At 27.1% G+C, this 18,574-nt stretch carries 15 protein-coding genes; 2 read left to right on the top strand and 13 right to left on the bottom strand.

The features are described 5' to 3' along the window. Positions 1 to 44: 44 nt before the first annotated feature. From KGF48_RS08960 to KGF48_RS08920, 9 genes are all read right to left on the bottom strand, one after another. Complete coding sequence (locus KGF48_RS08960; protein ID WP_227830281.1) at positions 45 to 410, bottom strand: ArsR/SmtB family transcription factor; 366 nt, start codon at positions 408 to 410, stop codon at positions 45 to 47. A gap of 15 nt (positions 411 to 425) precedes the next feature. Then, positions 426 to 1,202, bottom strand: a complete 777-nt coding sequence (locus KGF48_RS08955) for a nitroreductase family protein (protein WP_227867953.1) — start codon at positions 1,200 to 1,202, stop codon at positions 426 to 428. A gap of 299 nt (positions 1,203 to 1,501) precedes the next feature. Then, positions 1,502 to 2,929, bottom strand: a complete 1,428-nt coding sequence (locus KGF48_RS08950; RefSeq protein ID WP_227867952.1) for a 6-phospho-beta-glucosidase — start codon at positions 2,927 to 2,929, stop codon at positions 1,502 to 1,504. 60 nt (positions 2,930 to 2,989) lie between these two features. Beyond that, the gene (locus KGF48_RS08945; RefSeq protein WP_227867951.1) at positions 2,990 to 4,918 is read right to left on the bottom strand and encodes a beta-glucoside-specific PTS transporter subunit IIABC; all 1,929 of its coding nucleotides are present in this window, start codon (positions 4,916 to 4,918) and stop codon (positions 2,990 to 2,992) included. Between the two features lie 145 nt (positions 4,919 to 5,063). Next, positions 5,064 to 5,906: a BglG family transcription antiterminator LicT gene (gene licT / locus KGF48_RS08940; protein ID WP_227838979.1), complete on the bottom strand. Its 843-nt coding sequence runs from the start codon at positions 5,904 to 5,906 to the stop codon at positions 5,064 to 5,066. A 534-nt stretch (positions 5,907 to 6,440) separates the two neighbouring features. Next, the gene (locus KGF48_RS08935) at positions 6,441 to 6,632 is read right to left on the bottom strand and encodes a hypothetical protein (protein WP_227830286.1); all 192 of its coding nucleotides are present in this window, start codon (positions 6,630 to 6,632) and stop codon (positions 6,441 to 6,443) included. Between the two features lie 118 nt (positions 6,633 to 6,750). After that, positions 6,751 to 7,911 carry an ABC transporter permease gene (locus KGF48_RS08930; RefSeq protein WP_227867950.1) on the bottom strand — a complete coding sequence of 387 codons (1,161 nt, stop codon included), beginning with the start codon at positions 7,909 to 7,911 and terminating at the stop codon, positions 6,751 to 6,753. A gap of 12 nt (positions 7,912 to 7,923) precedes the next feature. Then, a complete protein-coding gene (locus KGF48_RS08925) occupies positions 7,924 to 8,598 on the bottom strand; it encodes an ABC transporter ATP-binding protein (protein WP_227838982.1) in 675 nt (224 codons plus the stop codon). A 15-nt stretch (positions 8,599 to 8,613) separates the two neighbouring features. Continuing rightward, a complete protein-coding gene (locus tag KGF48_RS08920; RefSeq protein WP_227838983.1) occupies positions 8,614 to 9,702 on the bottom strand; it encodes an SH3 domain-containing protein in 1,089 nt (362 codons plus the stop codon). Positions 9,703 to 10,071: 369 nt separating this feature from the next. On the opposite strand from KGF48_RS08920, the gene KGF48_RS08915 reads away from it, so the two are divergent. Both KGF48_RS08915 and KGF48_RS20300 read left to right on the top strand, forming a co-directional pair. Then, a complete protein-coding gene (locus tag KGF48_RS08915) occupies positions 10,072 to 10,248 on the top strand; it encodes a hypothetical protein (protein ID WP_227867949.1) in 177 nt (58 codons plus the stop codon). After that, on the top strand, positions 10,245 to 10,376 hold the full coding sequence (locus KGF48_RS20300) for a hypothetical protein (RefSeq protein WP_255642503.1): 132 nt from the start codon (positions 10,245 to 10,247) through the stop codon (positions 10,374 to 10,376). Before KGF48_RS08915 ends, KGF48_RS20300 begins: the two co-directional genes overlap by 4 nt. Positions 10,377 to 10,818: 442 nt before the next feature. On the opposite strand, the gene KGF48_RS08910 is transcribed toward KGF48_RS20300, so the two are convergent. Genes KGF48_RS08910 through KGF48_RS08895 form a run of 4 tightly spaced genes read right to left on the bottom strand, consistent with a single transcriptional unit; the run spans position 10,819 to position 18,536 of the window. Then, a complete protein-coding gene (locus tag KGF48_RS08910; protein ID WP_227867948.1) occupies positions 10,819 to 15,174 on the bottom strand; it encodes a hypothetical protein in 4,356 nt (1,451 codons plus the stop codon). After that, complete coding sequence (locus tag KGF48_RS08905) at positions 15,161 to 15,889, bottom strand: DUF6063 family protein (RefSeq protein ID WP_227867947.1); 729 nt, start codon at positions 15,887 to 15,889, stop codon at positions 15,161 to 15,163. The genes KGF48_RS08910 and KGF48_RS08905 overlap by 14 nt, the downstream gene beginning before the upstream one ends. Positions 15,890 to 15,906: 17 nt before the next feature. Beyond that, positions 15,907 to 17,526: a hypothetical protein gene (locus KGF48_RS08900; protein ID WP_227867946.1), complete on the bottom strand. Its 1,620-nt coding sequence runs from the start codon at positions 17,524 to 17,526 to the stop codon at positions 15,907 to 15,909. Then, positions 17,526 to 18,536 (bottom strand): Wadjet anti-phage system protein JetD domain-containing protein, encoded by a 1,011-nt coding sequence (locus KGF48_RS08895; protein ID WP_227867945.1) that lies wholly within the window; start codon positions 18,534 to 18,536, stop codon positions 17,526 to 17,528. Before KGF48_RS08895 ends, KGF48_RS08900 begins: the two co-directional genes overlap by 1 nt. Positions 18,537 to 18,574: the final 38 nt, after the last annotated feature.

Genomic DNA, 18,574 nt, shown 5'->3' with positions numbered 1-18,574 from the left:
CTATTTTCTAGTGCGACAACCCCTTTTTGCTAAATCACTTTGATTTACTCACCTTTTCTTACATCATTTTCACCAATATCTTGTATTCCAACAAATATAAGATTTATTAGCTCTGTTAGTGATTTCCATTGCGATTTTTTTGAATCAAGATAATAATAGTTTTTAGTCCCTTCTCTACGTACATTAACAATTTCTGCTTCTTTCAATATTTTAAGATGATGAGATACAGCAGGGCGAGAAAGATGTGTTTTTTCTGTAATTTCTCCTACTCGTATACCATTGAAGTCACTCTCTAAGAGTGTTATTAAAATTAACTGTCTAGTTTCATCACCCATAGCAGAAATAGCTTTACGACAGTCTTTAAATTTAGATGTTATTTCTTCTATTCTTTGCTGACATTCTTTTTCCATAAAATCCTCCATATCTTATAAGTATCTAACACTTGCTGCCTCTTTTTGTGCAGTACGTCTATATTTAACATCTGGATATCCAATAACTAGCGTTGTGAGAACATGATTCTTGTGTTTTAAACTTAGAAGCTTTTTTAACTTTGGTGAGTTATTTGCTACATCTGAAAAATATCCACTAAATAAAACCCCCAGACCATAAGATTCTGCCATTAGTGCCATATTAGATGCTGCAAGTGAACCACTAATCTTATCTTTTGTAATTATCATTATTGCAATAGGAGCATGCTTGAAGAAAAAGTTATCATCAATCTCAATTTCCTTTGAATATTTAACAGCAATATTTGCAATAGGTTTGATTTTTCTAAAAAATCTCACTGCCTCCTTTTCATACATTACTTTTTTATTGTCCAAAACAATATATGATACATCTTGTGAATTTTTAGCACTAGGTGTGTATCTACCTGCCTCAATAATTTTCTTTACAATTTCTGAAGAAACTTCTCTATCTTTAAATTTCCGGATACTTCTTCTAGATTTAATTGCCATTAGTAATTCATCTGAGTCTAAGTTTGGCTTATTTGTAAGTTCTATAGGTGGTTCATCAAATCCTGTCAGTGTAATAGCTTCTTTGGGACAGATTGCTGCACAGTGTCCACACATTAGACAGTCTTGCTTTTTAATTACTGATTTTTTATTTTCTATACTTATATTATTTACTGGACAATCATTTTTACAAAGTCCACATCCAATACAAAGGTCTTTATTAACTTCAATTATATGTTGATATTTCATATGCACTCATCTACCTTTCGTTCATTAGTTTAAACTATTATAACACGAAGATATTTTTTATATTCATTGGTAAAGAATTTGATTACCATTGAATTTTTAATATATCTATTGAATAAGTTTTTCATAAATTTTAAAGCATTATAAGTTATATTTAATAAAAAAAGACAAGCCTAGAATTTAAGCTCGCCTTTTTCATCTCTTGGTACAAAATAAATTATCTCTCTCTTTTCAGTAAATCTCTTCGTTAATCCTGCTACAGAGAAAAAATTATACCACTATTATTTTTATATTCTTCTTATTTAATATAAATCTTCACCATTTGAAGCAATTACTTTCTTATACCATTCAAAACTTTTCTTTTTCGTCCTTCTCAAACTTCCATTACCGATATTATCTCTATCTACATATATAAATCCGTAACGCTTTTCCATTTCACCTGTGCCAGCACTTACTAAATCAATAGGACCCCATGTAGTATAACCTAATAAATCTACACCATCTATAGAAACTGCATCATACATCGCTTTTATATGTTCTCTTAAATAATCAATTCTGTAATCATCTTCTACATAACCATTTTCATCAGCTATATCTTTTGCACCTAATCCATTTTCTACAATAAATAGTGGCTTTTCATATCTATCATATACATGATTTAATGTAATTCTTAGACCTAATGGATCAATTGGCCATCCCCATTGACTGTATGAAAGATATGGATTTTTAGCAGATGTAAATATATTTCCTTCAGCTACATCATCTGCATTTTCATCAGTTCTAACACAACGACTGTTGTAATATGAGAATGAAATAAAATCTACTGTATATTTATTCAGTAATTCAATGTCACCAGGTTCCATTTCTGGTGTAATACCTTTTTGCTCCATATACTTTAATGCATAGTTAGGATATTTTCCTCTAGATTGTACATCTACAAAGAAATAATTTTCTCTATCTAACTTTGTAGCTTCCCATACATCATTAGGATTGCAGCTATAAGGATATACACTTCCAGCTGCAAACATACAACCAACTAAGTTATTTGAATCAACTTCATGTGCTATTTTAGTTGCAATTGCACTAGCTACAAGTTCATGATGAGCCGCCTGATATTTTATCTTTTCAGTATCTTCGCCTTCTTCAAAACAAATACCAGCACCCATAAATGGAGCATGTAAAATCATGTTTATTTCATTAAAAGTTAACCAATATTTAACTAAGCCTTTATATCTTCTAAAGATAACATTACATAATTTCTCATAGAAACCTATCATTTTACGATTACGCCATGCACCATACTTTTCAATTAAATACATTGGACAATCAAAATGTGTAATAGTAACTAGTGGCTCTATTTCATATTTTTTACATTCGTTAAATATATTTTCATAAAATTGAAGCCCCTTTTCATTTGGTGTTTCTTCGTCACCTTTTGGAAATATTCTACTCCATGCAATACTCATTCTATATACTTTAAATCCCATTTCACCAAATAGCTTTATATCTTCTTTATAATTATGGTACATATCAATACCAGTTTGAGCTGGATAATAATGCTCATCATCAAAATCAAACATTTTTAATTTTCCTGTAATAACTGCTGTTCTATCTTTTCCTATTGGACATACATCTACATTTGCTAATCCTCTTCCGTCTTTATTATATCCGCCCTCACATTGATTAGCTGCAGTAGCCCCTCCCCATAGAAAATCTTTTTTAAAACTCATAGTTAAGCCTCCTGAAATTATAACTAAGGCATTAACCTATGCTAATACCTTAGTTTTTTACTAAAATATAACTGTAATCAGATTGTCCTCTAATTCGGTACTCTTACTTTCTGTTTCTACTACATCTAAAAATTGTGATGAATTTGTAATAACAATTGGAGTTACAACACTATACCCTGACTCTTTTATTGCATCAATATCAAAGTTTAATATCGTTTGACCTTTTGTAATTCTATCACCTTGCTTTATACATGCCTCAAAACCTCTTCCTTCTAACTGAATAGTATTTAATCCAATATGAATAAGCACTTCAACACCTGTATCTGAAAGAATTCCTATAGCATGTAGACTAGGAAATAAGGTTGTAACCACTCCATCTACTGGTGCAACTACTTTTCCATCACTAGGTATTATTGCTACACCTTGACCTAGTACACCAGATGCAAATGCAGCATCCTCTATATCGCTTAAATTTAAGACTTCACCTTTTATAGGACTTACTACTATTTCTTTTTCTAATTTAGCAGACTTAACCTCTTTTGTTTCCTCTTTTACATTATTTTTTACTTCTTTAGCTTCTCTTGCTTCCTTTTCTTTATATAAAACCATAGTTAATACAAAAGCTACAACCATTGATATAGCTATACCAGAAAGAGCTACTATTAAGTTACCCATTCCTCCATCTGGTTCAATCATTGCTGGAAGTTCGAATATTCCCATCCCTCCAGTTATAAACTTTCTAAGATTAAAGAATCCATAAAAAGCTCCTCCAATACCACTAGCAATACAACTTATTATAAATGGCTTCTTTAAAGGTAATAATATTCCATAAATTGCTGGCTCTGTAACTCCAAATATACCAGATATAAAGTTTGGTATTGCCATCTCTTTTAACTTCTTGTCTTTAGTCTTGAAGAATATTGCTAATACAACTGCTGAACTTGCAAATGTACAAGCAAAGAATGGCATCATGACATTATCGTATCCTAAAGTCATAACATTGTTTATATATACAGGAATGAATCCCCAGTGCATACCGAAAATAACAAGAATTTGCCAAGTGAACCCTACTATAGCACCTGCTAATAGTGGACTAAAATCTCTTATCGAAATTACAACTTGCGAAATAAGTGTAGAACCAAATGTTGCTATAGGGCCTATAACTATAAGTGCAACAGGTACTGTTACTAATAATGTAAGCATTGGCACAAAGAAAAACTTAACTAAGTCTGGAACAATCTTGCTAAATAATTTTTCACACTTAGATGCAAAATACACTATAAATATAATTGGTACAACTGTCCCAGTGTAATCAATTGATATCATTGGTAGTCCAAAGAAATCAATATATACTGGTGATGCAAACATTGTTCCTTTAAATAAAGTGTACATCACATCTGCACCTGCTGATATACTACTACCTTGTATCGCAGGATAACACATTGCAGCTCCTAGTGCTAATCCCAACATTGGTTTTAGCCCAAATTTCTTAGCTGAAGTATATCCTAAAAATAAAGGAAGGAATGTAAATAATGCATCTCCTGCTGCATTTATTACCATATATCCACCAGATATATCACTATATAATCCCATTGCTACAAATAAAGCGTTAAATCCTTTTAACATCCCACAGGCTGCCATTATTCCTAGTACTGGCTGAAAAATCCCTGATATTATATCTATACCTTTATCTAGCATACTACCTGATTTTTTATTTTCTGAATTTGTACTTGAGTCATCTAAGTCAATTATTTCAACTATATCTTTATAGACAGCCTCAACATGATTTCCTATAACTACTTGATATTGTCCTCCACTTTTCATTACAGTAACAATACCTTCCATATTTTTCAATACATCATCATTTGCTATACTTTCATCTTTCAAATTAAAACGTAATCTTGTAATACAGTGTACTAATCCACTAATGTTTTCTTTTCCACCAACATTTTTTACTATGCTTTGTGCTAATTGTTTGTATTTTCCCATTTTCTCCTCCATATTTCTTTTAAATAAATTTTTTGAAATTTGAAGGTTTGGCCAACTCAATGTTACCATCCAACCATAGGTATAATTTTGTTAGTATCACTCCTTTCAATAACTCTTACTATATACTACTGAAAAATTATTCATCTTACATATTTGAATCTTTAACTACTTTAGCTAAATGTATTGTTAAATATATAAGTTCATCATCTGTTAATATGTAGTTATATTGTTTTTTAATAAAATTTTTAATCTTAACTACACATTCAAACTCTTTATTATATTTAGACTTAATAATGATTAATAATTCTTTATCTGTCTCACCTTCATGCACACTATTTGAAAGTAATCTCTGGGCAAAAAATTTCAGATGCATTATAAATCTATAATAAAATACAGAATCCTCATGAAATTCTATTCTAAAATGATATCTAACTATACTAAGTACTTCTTGTATTAACTTTGTAATATCAGATGCCAAGGTATGACCTTCACTTAACTGAGCATTTACTATATGAAAGGCTATAAATCCAGCTTCATCTTCTGGTAATTTTACACCTGTTTTGCTTTCAATAACATCAAGTGCTTTCATTCCAATTTCAAACTCTTCTTTATAGAATCTCTTAGTTTCCCAAAGTATTGCATTCTTTACGTTTATCCCTTCTTTCATTCTTTGAATTGCAGAATATGTATGGTCACTTAATGATATATAAATACTTTCATTTAATTTCTTGTTTAACTTTATTTGTGCATACTCTATAATTTCGCTTGATAATTTCATGTGCTCCATAGGAATATTATTAAGTAATTCTTGTAACTTATTTGATATTTCTTTATTTGATATCCTAAATACTTTGTTTACTTTAGTTTTATCTATTAAATCGCCTTTTGATTTTTGATAACCAATGCCTTTACCCATGACAATAATTTCTTCATCATTGTCATCTAATGTGATTACAACGTTATTATTTAATATCTTATTAATTATCATGATTATCCTCCTTTTGAGCATAAAAAAAGCTTATCCATAATAATGGGCACAATCCTTCCAAGGATACTGCTATTATTAATGAATAAGCTTAGCTTGTACTTAAACAATTACTACCTAATTCCAATTATTATGATAAAACATTAGACATATTTTGTCAACGTTTTCTTTGAACATATTTCATCTTTATATGTAAAGAAGCTATAAGCTTGCTTCGTTTAAGCCATATGTAGATACTCTATTTCATATCGACAACGACTGCATCTGTTGCTTTAACAACGTGTTGGCGATATATTTATATATTTTAAGCTTATTAGTTGGGATTATAAAATATCCATCTACTTATTATATAATAAGTAATGTTAACTTTATTTATAAGTGTACCTATTTTGTATATTAAAGATAAGTATACCACTGATTTTTATTAAATATTAATCATATAAAATAAAAATAAACCCAATATTTTGTTATTATCTACTGGGTTTATTTTTATTTTATACATTATACTAAAGTATTTTATGTAGTCATATATATTTTTTATTGATCACGTCCTATTGTTCCATCTTCAAGACCTTTTTCTACTTGTTCCTCGCTTGGTTTTGGTAAATTATTCTGTTGCTCTGTTTCTTTTGGTGTATTATTTATTTCCTTCTTACCTTCACATCCAATTACGCTAAGAGCTACCATTGATACTATTACTGCTGCTGTAAATTTCTTATTAAATTTCATTTTTTCTCTCCTTTTATTTTATATATTTTTTATTTTATTACCTTTTTCATAAAACTAATATTTATTAGATTTGCTAAATAATAGATTAATTATCTAACAAATTATTTGATGTATAATTTTATTCTGATTTAAGTGCTACTATTGGTTGTAACTTAGATGCTTTATTTGCAGGGGATATTCCAAATACTACTCCCATAAATATGGCAAATCCAACTGCAGCAAATACCACATTCCATGCTATATAAGGCTCAGCCCCCATTGTTCCTAGTATTGGGAATGACCCAAGTATACCTATTGAAGATCCTACTATTCCACCTATTAAGCTTATTGTAAGAGATTCTACTAAGAACTGTACTAGTATAAAGTTTCTAGGAGACCCTAAAGCTTTTCTTATACCTATTTCTTTCGTCCTCTCAGTTACAGATACTAGCATCATGTTCATTATACCTATCCCTGCTACGAATAAAGATACACTTGCTATTGCTCCTACCATTAGGTTCATAGTAGCATCCATTGATTTCATTGAATCTATCATTTCTTTATTACTTGATACATAAGAATCGTTTGGTGCCATACCTTTTCTAGTAAAGTGAGCTTTTATTTCATCCATTGTATTTGTAACACTATTATTTGAAGTAGATTGTACATTTAATTTAGATATGTCACTTATTCCTAAAACAATTTGTGCTGTTTTATAAGGCATATATATAGTATCATCTTCTGGGCTATTATAAGTTTCATCAATCTTACTTAATACGCCTATAACTTTGTATGGTATAGACTTAATATTTATTGTTTTTCCAAGTGCATCTCCTTTAGGGAATAATTCACTGGAAACCTTACTACCTAATACTACAACTTTAGTTGATTTATCATTATCAATTGGCATAATAAATCTACCACTCTTAATTTTAGTGTTATTTAGTTTTGAATAGTTTTCATCTGTTCCAACTATACTTTTTTTACTATCTTTTTTATCGTAACTCACAGTTACTGAATCACTTATTTCTGGAGATATTTCTTTTACATTCGAACTACTTTTTAATACTTTTATATCAAATTCATTTATTTTTTTATCTCCATATACACTTGCAGTTATTAAATCTAGTGGCTTTGATTCAAAATTTTTATACATACTTTGTTTACTACCTATAGATATTGTAACGAATAAAATTACACTGGCCGTGCCAATTGATATACCTAATATAGTAAGAAATGAACGTAGTTTATTAGCTTTGATTTCTCCTAATGCCATCTTAATTATTTGGAAAATATTCATATACGCCACCTCCTATTCAAAAATTTCACCATCTCTAATTCTTATCAATCTTTTAGCATTTCTTGCTATATCCATGTCATGAGTTATCATAATTATAGTTTTACCTTCTTGGTTTAGACCTTCTAATATTTCAAGTATTTCTTTACTTGTTTTACTATCTAGTGCTCCTGTTGGCTCATCAGCTAGAAGTATTTGTGGATTTGTAGCTAGAGCTCTTGCTATTGCTACCCTCTGTTGTTGCCCTCCAGATAATTGATTCGGCCTATTATTTAATTTATCTTGTAGTCCAACCTTTTTCAGACATTCTAGTGCTATTTTTCTTCTTTCTTTAGGAGTTTTACCTTGGTATATAAGAGGAAGTTCTATATTTTCTAAAGCTGATAATTTATTTAATAAGTTAAAACTTTGGAATATAAATCCTATTGTCTTGTTTCTTACAGCACTTAACTCATCTTCACTTAGTGATGTTATACTTTTTCCGTCCAGTACGTATTCACCATTATCAGCTAAATCTAAACAACCAATAATATTCATAAAAGTTGATTTACCCGAACCTGATGGACCTATTATAGATACAAATTCACCTTTTTTAATATCTAGTGAAACCTTTTTTAATATAGTTATTTTTTCATCGCCTATGCTGTATGATTTCACTAAGCTCTTAGCTTGTATTACATAATCACTCATATATTATCACCTCTCTTATCCTATTGATTTTTCCATCATTGAGCCTGAGTCTGCCTCTGAATTTTCAACAGGACCTTTAAATGACTGTATACTTATACTTTCATTTTCTGAAAGTCCTTTTGTAACTTCTATATATTCTGAATCCGTAATTCCTGTTTCAATGTATTTCTTTTCTTTTGTACTTGAAGTAGTAACAAAGTATCCTTTTTCATCTTTTTGAACAGCCATTACAGGAATCTTTATTACATCATTTTTTTCGTTTATTATGATTGTACCTGTTACAGACATACCATCTTTAAGACTTTGTATAGTTAAATTATTTTCTAAAATCCATCCAGTAGTTTTGTCACTAGTTTCAACTTTATACCAATTCTCTTTTTTATCTAGAATTGTTACTTCTTCACCTTGCAATAATTTCCCAAGACTCTTACTATTAGATGCATTATTCTTTCTAAGAATTGTATCATTGCTAGCTATTTTTACTTTTACATCTTTTTTATCTATTCCTTCTAACTTAACTCCATATTTTTGTATCCACCCTTGTGTGTTGTCTTCTAGTTTAACTCTCATCCAACTTCCTTTTCTTTCTAATATGTGGAATTTATCTCCTTTTTCTATTTTAGCTACTTTTCCATATTCTTTAGATGGTCCTTTTCTTACACTTATTTCTTCGTATTTACTTTCTCCAACTTCAAGTATCGGATTAGAAACTGCCACAGTTACATTGTATGTCGGACTCTCTCCTTCTTCTGCTTTGTTAGATATTTCAGTTATAGTTCCTTTTATAGTTTCACCTGGAAATGCCTTTGCATTTACCTCAACCGTTTGATTTACTTCTAACTGAGATATATCATATTGATTTACTGATACAGTTATTTTAATCGCATTTGGATTGTTTCCATCTGCATTAATTAAAGAAACTTTTCCTCCAGCTGATACAACTGATTTTATGTTTCCTTTTTCTACTGATAGAGTGTTCATTGTTGCATTCATTTGCTGTTGTTGTTTTGCCTCTGCATTTTTATTAAGCCCTATGTATGCCCCCGACCCTGCTAGAGTTATTGTAATAGCCGCTATAACTATAAGTTTTTTTGGTTTTTTCATAATATTCCTCCTTAAGTATTGTAAAGTACTGTAAATATATAATTGCACTTTAATATTTTCCGTAATTTATCTTATATTTGTATTTCTAATCACCAATATAACATCTTAATGTTTACTTTGATAAGTGTTAGGCTTTAGAGCTAATCCTTAACTCTGGTATGAGTGTAACATCTTAATGTTAATCTTATGTTTACATAAACTTAGTTCTTGTATATTTGATTTATCGCAAGCTAATCTCTTTGTTTTATTATGGAAATAACAAAAAGTCACATAGTAGCACTTTTATTGGTAGCAACAACATCTTTAACTATAGGATGTTAATCAACAAATAATAACAATAATGAAAATAAGAGTAATAAAATAGCTCAAGTGCCATCTAATACTCAAAGCGTATCTAATCTTACTTTAGAAAAGATGGAAAAGTTAAATAAAGAAGTCTTACCTCAAGTAGAAAAACTATTTAAAGAAAATGATATAGAGATTAAGGATAGAGAATTTGATGAAGGTATAGAAAAAAATCTGGAGATATTTATAAGGCACATATGAATAACTCAAACACTACAATTAGTGAAATTTTAGTTGAAGAATATACTTCTAGAGCTAATGAAGGATATTGGAGAGTTTCTTTAACGATAAATACAAAGATATATTTAAAGATAATAAATTCAAAGTAGAAGATACTTTATTTTATAGTTTATCAAATTTTATAGTTAAGAATAATAATATAGACTACTCTGATTTAAATAATCAAATAAATGAACTTGCATCTAATTAAAACCTTGATTAGATATGGGATTTTTAAAAATAAAAATTATTACATATATACTCTAAATATTTCTAGTAGCTTCTCAGAAAGATCTCTTTTTCTGTGATTGGAGTATAGTTGGTGGATTTAATCACCAAAATGAAAAATACCAGTCAATAAAGACTAGTATTTCCAAAGATTTCATCACTCTTTTTTCAAAATTAGTAGAGACGAATCGCAGGAATAATACCCACAATTTAATTTTTCACATTTATACACAATTTTTACCTCAGGGCTCATACTGAGTCACAAAGCAATTCAGCTTCTATCTGCATCACTGATAGTAATCACTTTATTTGTTTACTTGTTATTTATATTAAACTAAATATATCCTCTTGAATTAATTCTTCTTTATTACCTATATAAAATTTACTCATACCTACTGATTCATCAGTTTTATTTTGCTTAATCTCATTAATATCCACAAATTCTTTATTAGAAGTAGTTTTTTCAACTGTCATTAAATAAATCTTATTAAACATCGCTCTTATAGAAGCATTTGTTACATGAGTATAAGATATAATTTGAACTTTGAATTTTTTAGCAAGTTCAAATATTTCTTTAAGGAAATCTTGCTGCGACGTTTCTCCAAAAGGATTATCCATAAGTAGTACCTTACCCTTATATTTACTTTCATCAATTATTGCATTTCTATCATATCTTTTATATTCCATCAATAATATTGTCACAATAAAGGAGATACAAAATCTCTGTCCTCCTGTTGTTTCGTTATTAATAGAGTTCCACTTTATAGTTTCATTTCTATTTATTTCATATTTTATAACTGATACAGGAATTCTCCCTATATTAAGAATTCTATTTAAAATATAAAAGGTATTTATTTTTTGTTCAACATCACTCAGGTTTGCTTCTTCTACAATTTCATACATTAGTATATCCACTAAATTCAAACTATTTTCTATTTTATCTGCTTTAGGTAGTGCTACATTGAATAGTGCTTGTCCTTTATGTTTACCAAGTTTATTTATGATTTTAAATTCATCAATACAATCCACAACATAATCTTTTATTTGTCTTGATATTATAGTCTTTTCTTTTCTTAGTTGTTCGCTATGTTTTTCTAATTTACTTATCTCTTCTCTTATAACTAGTAATACTATTTCTACTTGTTCTTTTTGGCGAGAGTAATTCTCTTTATTTACATTTAAAGTTTCTATAAAGTTTTTGTATTTTTCCATGTGCTTGTAATTAAATTCTTTTATTTCTAATATTGTATTTTCATAGTTCTTTATGAATTTAATTAAATTGTCTTCAATATTTTGCAGCTTTGATTGTAGTTTTTTACTTTCAATAAAAACATCTTCAGGTTGATAGGTTATAGCTTTTCCTTCTACCTTATATTTCTTTAAGTCTCTTAATTCCTGTTCTAGATTTTGACAAGTAGTTTTATTACATTCTATAATTTCATCAATATCCTTTATATCTTTTTTTATATCTTTTTTTCTTTTTTCAAAATTAAAGTTTACTATTAAGCTAGTAGATAAAGGTTCTTTTCCATTAAATTTTTTAAGTATCTCCTCCCTTTTAGTGTTTAATGAACCTTGATTTTTATCTATATCACTTTTAATAATATCTTTAAATTCTTTTAATTCTTCAACCTTACTTTTATTTAAAACTATTCTTTTATTAAGTTCTTCTATTGTAAATAATATAGGTATATTTTCAAAATTATCAATAGTAATAAATTGCCTAAATTCTTCTAACTCTATAGTACTACTCTCTATTTTTTTTAAGCAAACTGAGATTTCATAATTTAATGTTTCAATCTCTTTTTTTGTAGGGTCTTCTAAGTATTTCTTGTATTTTATTTCTAATTCTTCTAGTTTAGCATTTTCAAGTTTAACAGGTTCATAAATCTTAAATTTATTTATCTTGCTTTCTGTATCATCTATATGCCTATTTATACTATTTTTTTCCAACTCTGAATTAAATATATTAACATCAATATCTTTTATTGATTTTTCAATAACTTTTTTTTCTTCTTCGATTTTTTCAATACTTGTTTTTAACTCAGTTATTTTATTTTTATTTTCTAAAATTATAGAATATGTATCTTGTATATTTCTAATGTCCTTCAATTTATTAAATAATATATTCTCATTTTTTAGTAACTCTTCTTTATTTTCGTAAAGTTCTTTAATTTCATTAGATAAATTCTTCTCATTATTTTCATTACTTTTAATTTTATTGTTTATTTCAAATATAGTTTCTTTATAGTTTTCAATTTTCACATCTATTGATAAATCTTCAGCTGTAAAATCAATTTTATTAGTTAGAAGTTTAAATTCTTCTAATATTTCAATTTCTGCTTTATATTTCTCCACTTTATCTCGAATACTATTTATTTGTTCTTTGATTAGATTTATATCCTTTTCTCTTTTTTCAGTATCTAAAGCTTTGTTATCGAAAGAAGATAGCATATTTAATCCATTACTAATTACAAGGTTATTAGATATAGTTATAAAAGTATCTTCTATGTTATCTCTTACAAATATAGGCATTGAGATTTTAGTTTTATTTTTTAAGTTTATTTGCTTCAGTTTTTGGTACTCTTTATTTGTAATTATTATAGAATATGGTAGCAATGGATTTTTAGATATGAGATTGTTTTTGTATTCTAAATCTCCGTCTAAGGTTAATAGATATTTCATACCTTCAATAGGTTTTATTTCATTTATTTCCAGTTCTGTTAATATTTCTTTTTCGAAAATTATATCTTTATAATTTTGTAAAGTTTCTAGCTCTTTTTTTAATTGCTTTTTATTATTTTCTAAGTCCTGTACTTGAAGCTCTATTTTATTAAGCTCTTGTTTTATCTCTTTATATAGTTTAGTGGAGTTATCTAATTCACTGTCTATTTCAAATCTTGTTTTAATGGTCTTATATTCTTCTTTAAAATTATCTATATCTTTCTTTCTAGCTTTTAATACTTGTAGTTTTATACCAAATTCATTATTATTTAATTTAAGATTATTTATAGTTTTATTTATATCATCTTTAAGTTTATTTGATTCTTCTATTTTCATGACTTTTGATTCCAGATTTTCTTCTATTAATTTTATTTCTCTATTTAAATGATTTATATAGCTAGTATAATCTACTACTTCGCCTAAAAAATTATTAGAAATAAAGTTTCTAATATCATTGTTATTAAGTTTAAATTCATGTAGTTGATTATTAAAATCACGTTCTTTTCCTTCTGTAGCTTTAATCTCTGAATTTTCATTTATCAATACTTTTGTGAGTTTACTTTTATCATCATTAAGTTGATTCTTTTTTTCTTGTATGGCTATATTGTTATTTGCATTTTCTTTAAGTTTTTCATTATTTATAATACTTTCTTCCTTTAAACAATAATGAATACTGCTACCTAGATGATTTATAACAGCTGTTATTTCTTCTTGACTTACTTCTTTTCTTTGTTTTTCACTTTCTTTTTTTATCTTATTTTTTTCCTCTTCTTCTAGCTCCTTCTTTTTTCTTTTGAACTTTGATATATTTAAATATTGTTCATCTAATTCTAATTCTTCTATTTTATTCTTTAATTCATTTTTAGCCTTATCAAATTCTACCTGAGTATCTTGTATCTCTTTTTCTTTTCTGAAGTACTCATAGCTATCTTCTTCATATTCTACTACCTTAAATTCCTCTTCTTTTGATGCTTTCATTTTTTCATACTGTTTTATTTCTTCCTTTAATTCATTGCATTTATTTTCTATATGTACATATAGATTAGCTAATTCTCCCAATACATTATTTTTATCTTCCTCTATGGATAGAATCTCATTTATTTTATTTTGTAGGCTTTCAACTCTAATATTTAAATCTTTATAGTTTTCATAATCCGATAATTTTTCCTTTATGTCTATAATATTATTTATGCACTTTCTTACTTGTTCCTTAATTTGCAATATTGGAGTTACTTCTTCTGTTGTTAAGCTTGTCTCTATTAAAGGTAATATTTTATCCCTTATAAGTTTTTCTGAAGTATTATGTTCTTTAACAAAGTCTGATAGTCCACCTTCTTTGTTATTACTATTAAGTTTTATAATAATTTCTTTCCATTCACTTTGGTTAATTCCGTATTCTTCTAATTTTTCTCTATGTTGTTTTCTTGAGTAATTATTAAAGAAGTGTACTTTGTTTTTTCCATATTTGTCTTTTAGCATTTTTACATAGTCTTGTGAGGCAGTTAAAGATTGTACTATCCTTATACCTTTGTCATTGTTGTTTAATAAAGGTATATTATCTATATCAACATCCATTTCTTTAGATTCTTCTATAATAAACATAAAGTATTTGTATAAATCGTCCTTTTTTTCTTTCCCTTCTTCTTTAGATAATCCAGCCTTTTTCTCAAATCCTATTCCCGTTAATAATAATGTTTTACCATCATCTAGCAACCATTCAGTCATTGAGTATAATGGTTCTTTTTTATTATATATTGCAGTAAATGGTTTGGCTACATCCGATAGTGGACAAATACTTTGTATGATAGTTTGAATACTCATAGTTTTACCTGCTGTATTTTCTGCTTCTACTTGTAAGTTTTCTCCATATAATTCCATGGTTCTGTTGCTAAGTATTCTTTCTTGTCCCATACCATATTTAAAATTTATGATTTTGTATTTATTAATTACTGGCATTAATACTTTCCCCTTTTCTTAAAACTAGTTTTTCTATTAATACTTTCCTTTCTTCATCTAAAAAATAATTATTCATAAGATCAAGAAATCTTCTAGTTGATTTTATCTTATCTTCATCCTCAATGTGTACAATTAAGCCTTCATTTTTTAAGAAATTAATTATTTTTCTAATAAAGCCTATTTGGAAATCCGCTGATGTTGTTTCTATTCCTTTCTTACTAGATTCGTCCCACTTTCTTTTACTTTCCCAATAGTTCTTTAAGATAGTTATATTAAACTCGCATGATTTTTCTATTTCTTCTAGGTTATCACGAGCTATTGAACGTTCTAAGGATTCTTGTACTAAATCCAGCAAGTTTAATACTTGAATATATGATGCTGGTGCTACCCCATTTGTAAATTCAGAAAATATTATTGTCATTATCAAATATCCTAAATAGCTATCTTTTAAATCTTTCCCTAATAAAGATTCTTTCCTATAGTCAAATCCAACAATATCATTGTCATTATTTGGTATTAAGTATAACGTATCTGAAATTAATATTATTTTTATTTTAGATACTTCACAAATTGCCTCTAGAGCGTACCTTACATTACTGTTATTTATATAAGCTAAAAATAATTCTTTAGCTTCTTTTTCTTTTAACTCACTTTTTTTAAGCAATCTATAAAATATTTCATTGGCTATTTTATAATCATTTAAAGATATATTCATTGTATTTCCCCTTATATTTAGATTATTTCGAATTTTATATTTTCTATTTCTAGCTTAATTGCCATCATAGTTTCAAAATTTATTTCAGTATTTATTTTAATTTCATCTTCAAATATTTTATTACTTTTAATATAGCTAAAGCTATTTAATAGTTCAAAATCTTCTATTGATAAACGTTCTATTAATCTTTCAATTTGAAAATCTGTACTTGGTGAGAAGGTACTATTTTCTAACATTTTGATTATTTTTTTGATATCGATGCTTTCCCTTTGATTAGCGAAGTACATTATTATATCTCTCATTAATTTGGAGTCTTTAGTTATTTCTAAGTAAATATCTTTACCATATTTTAGATAATTGTTTAGAAATTCTTTTAATGTAAATTGTCCTTTTCCAAGTCCATATTTAGTTAAGTATTTAAAAAAATCAAAATAGTAATTTTCACAATAATTTATACGTTCTTCCTTCTCTTTATTCTTAATAATTTCTAACTCTTCTTCATTAATTATTTCATTTTCAATTTCTTTAGTATTTAATAGCTTTTGTTCTTGGTATGCCACTCCAATATTAAATAGATTTGGCAACTCTACTTTAAATAAAGATACATATAATTCTCTTATTATTAATAAAAAATCACTGTCTTTTTCAAGTCTATCTAAGATTTCTTCCTTGAAATTGAATCTTTTAAGTACTGGCATTGTTAATAGTTTTTTTAGTATTTCTTTAAATTCTTCTCTAAAATCTTGAACTCTAGATAACAAATTTGTAGCTGTAGACTTTGCTAAAACTATTCCATCTATTAATTCTTTCATTTGTAATAGTTGAATTCTTATATTTTTTATCTTCTCTTTGTCTATATCCTCATCCTTTTCCAAGTAGTCCTCTTTATCTTTGATTAATAGTTTTACTTCTTTTTTTAATTCTTCATATTTGTCCATTTCTTCTAAAAGTGTTTCTACAGTTGTATCTATTACTGTTGAATATTTTTCTTCTTTTATGTATAGTATATTTACTTTTATTATTTTTATATAGTTATCAATTTTCTGTTGCTGGATTTCTAAGGTATTTATTATATCGTAAATATCTTCCTTTGCACCTTGATAATCACCCTTTTCTATCCTTAACTTTGCAATCATTTGTGATATTTGAATTTGGAATAGCTCATCATATTCTTTTGTTGATAACAACAATCTATAACCCTCTGTTGTTAAGGAGTAAGATAGTCTTTCTTGATTATTTATTTTTACATTTTTATCTTCTATAATTTTAATACTTTCATCTATATGTTTTTCTTGTTCTAGAGAATAGTAGGTAAATAGATATACTTTACCACTATTGGTTAATCCATTAATTATATAGTTTGCTAAATCCTTTAAGCCATCCTCTGAAAGCATTATTTTATAATCCATACTATTTATTTCTTCAATAAAATCCTCAATATCATCTCTTAAACAGTGCTTTCTTCTAAGAGATCTATCAAATATATAACACAAAACTTGAATTAATAAATTGTAAAATTGAATGTTGTTAAATTCTTTAAATTTATTTCTATTGTTAGCAATAGTTGCAATAAGATAATAAGATCCTATACAGTTTACTCTCTTATTGTAGCCTCCTAAAATATTAATCATTTCCATTAGTTATATTCCTCCAAGTCGAATCTATTTAGAGCTTCTTGAGGTATGTATTTTCCTTGTACTAAAATATTTTTAATACTTTCTTTTAATTTTAGATTATTAATATTTTCTAATCCACATTCAAAATTATCCTTTTGATTTTTAGGGATATTCCTCAAGGTATTTTCCTTGGTTTTATCTATCATACGCTCATAAGCAACTTCAAATAATCTTATATTGTTAATTTCATTGGTATCTTTTAGAGAATAGTATATTGATAATCCAGTTTTATCTATATCTCCCCAATATAAAAATTCATTTTCTTTATTTGTAAGATATTCAATTGTTATATCTTCCTTTAATCCTTTAATACTGTTGATTATTTTTCTTCCTTCTCCGTATATAACAGTATCTATTTTATTTTTAAGTATTTCTTTGCCCTCTAATAGCATTTTTGTTATTGTTATGTAAGTGTCTTTATTTTCTATAATTAATATTTTTTGTGGAGATACACGATTTATTGATAAATATATGAATGGCTCTGGTGTCTTATATACGTTTAAATCCTTTATTAGATCTATTTTTAAGTTTTTTAGTACTTCTTTTCCTACTTTACTACTTATGAATTTCTCATCCTCGAATATTTCATAAGATCTTTCGTTAATTGATATTTTCTTTGATAGATTACCAGATTTTTTAATAAGATAACTATTTAAATCCATTATTGCAACTCTATGATTTTTGTAGTCTATTAAGTTTTTTCTATAATAATCTATACTTAATTTATCACATATTTTGTAATTTATTTCTTCTAATACTTTTTTATCTTCTTCGGTTTCTTGTTTTATTATTCTATATTTTGTATATAATTGCTCATGCTGAGGTGTTAGATCTGAGGTTTTTATTGGTTTTATTTTATTATCATTTATTAGTTTTTTTATTATGTGTACTAGTTCTTTATGTTCATTGATTTTGTATAGTTTTTGTATTTCCTTAAGATATATATAAGTCTTTTTTATTTTTGTAATCATACATGTTTAAATCCTTTCTTTACTTATAACTATATTAT

It is taken from the genome of Clostridioides sp. ZZV15-6388, assembly GCF_020657755.1.
Lineage (GTDB): Bacteria > Bacillota > Clostridia > Peptostreptococcales > Peptostreptococcaceae > Clostridioides.
This window is presented reverse-complemented; position numbering and strand designations above follow the sequence as displayed.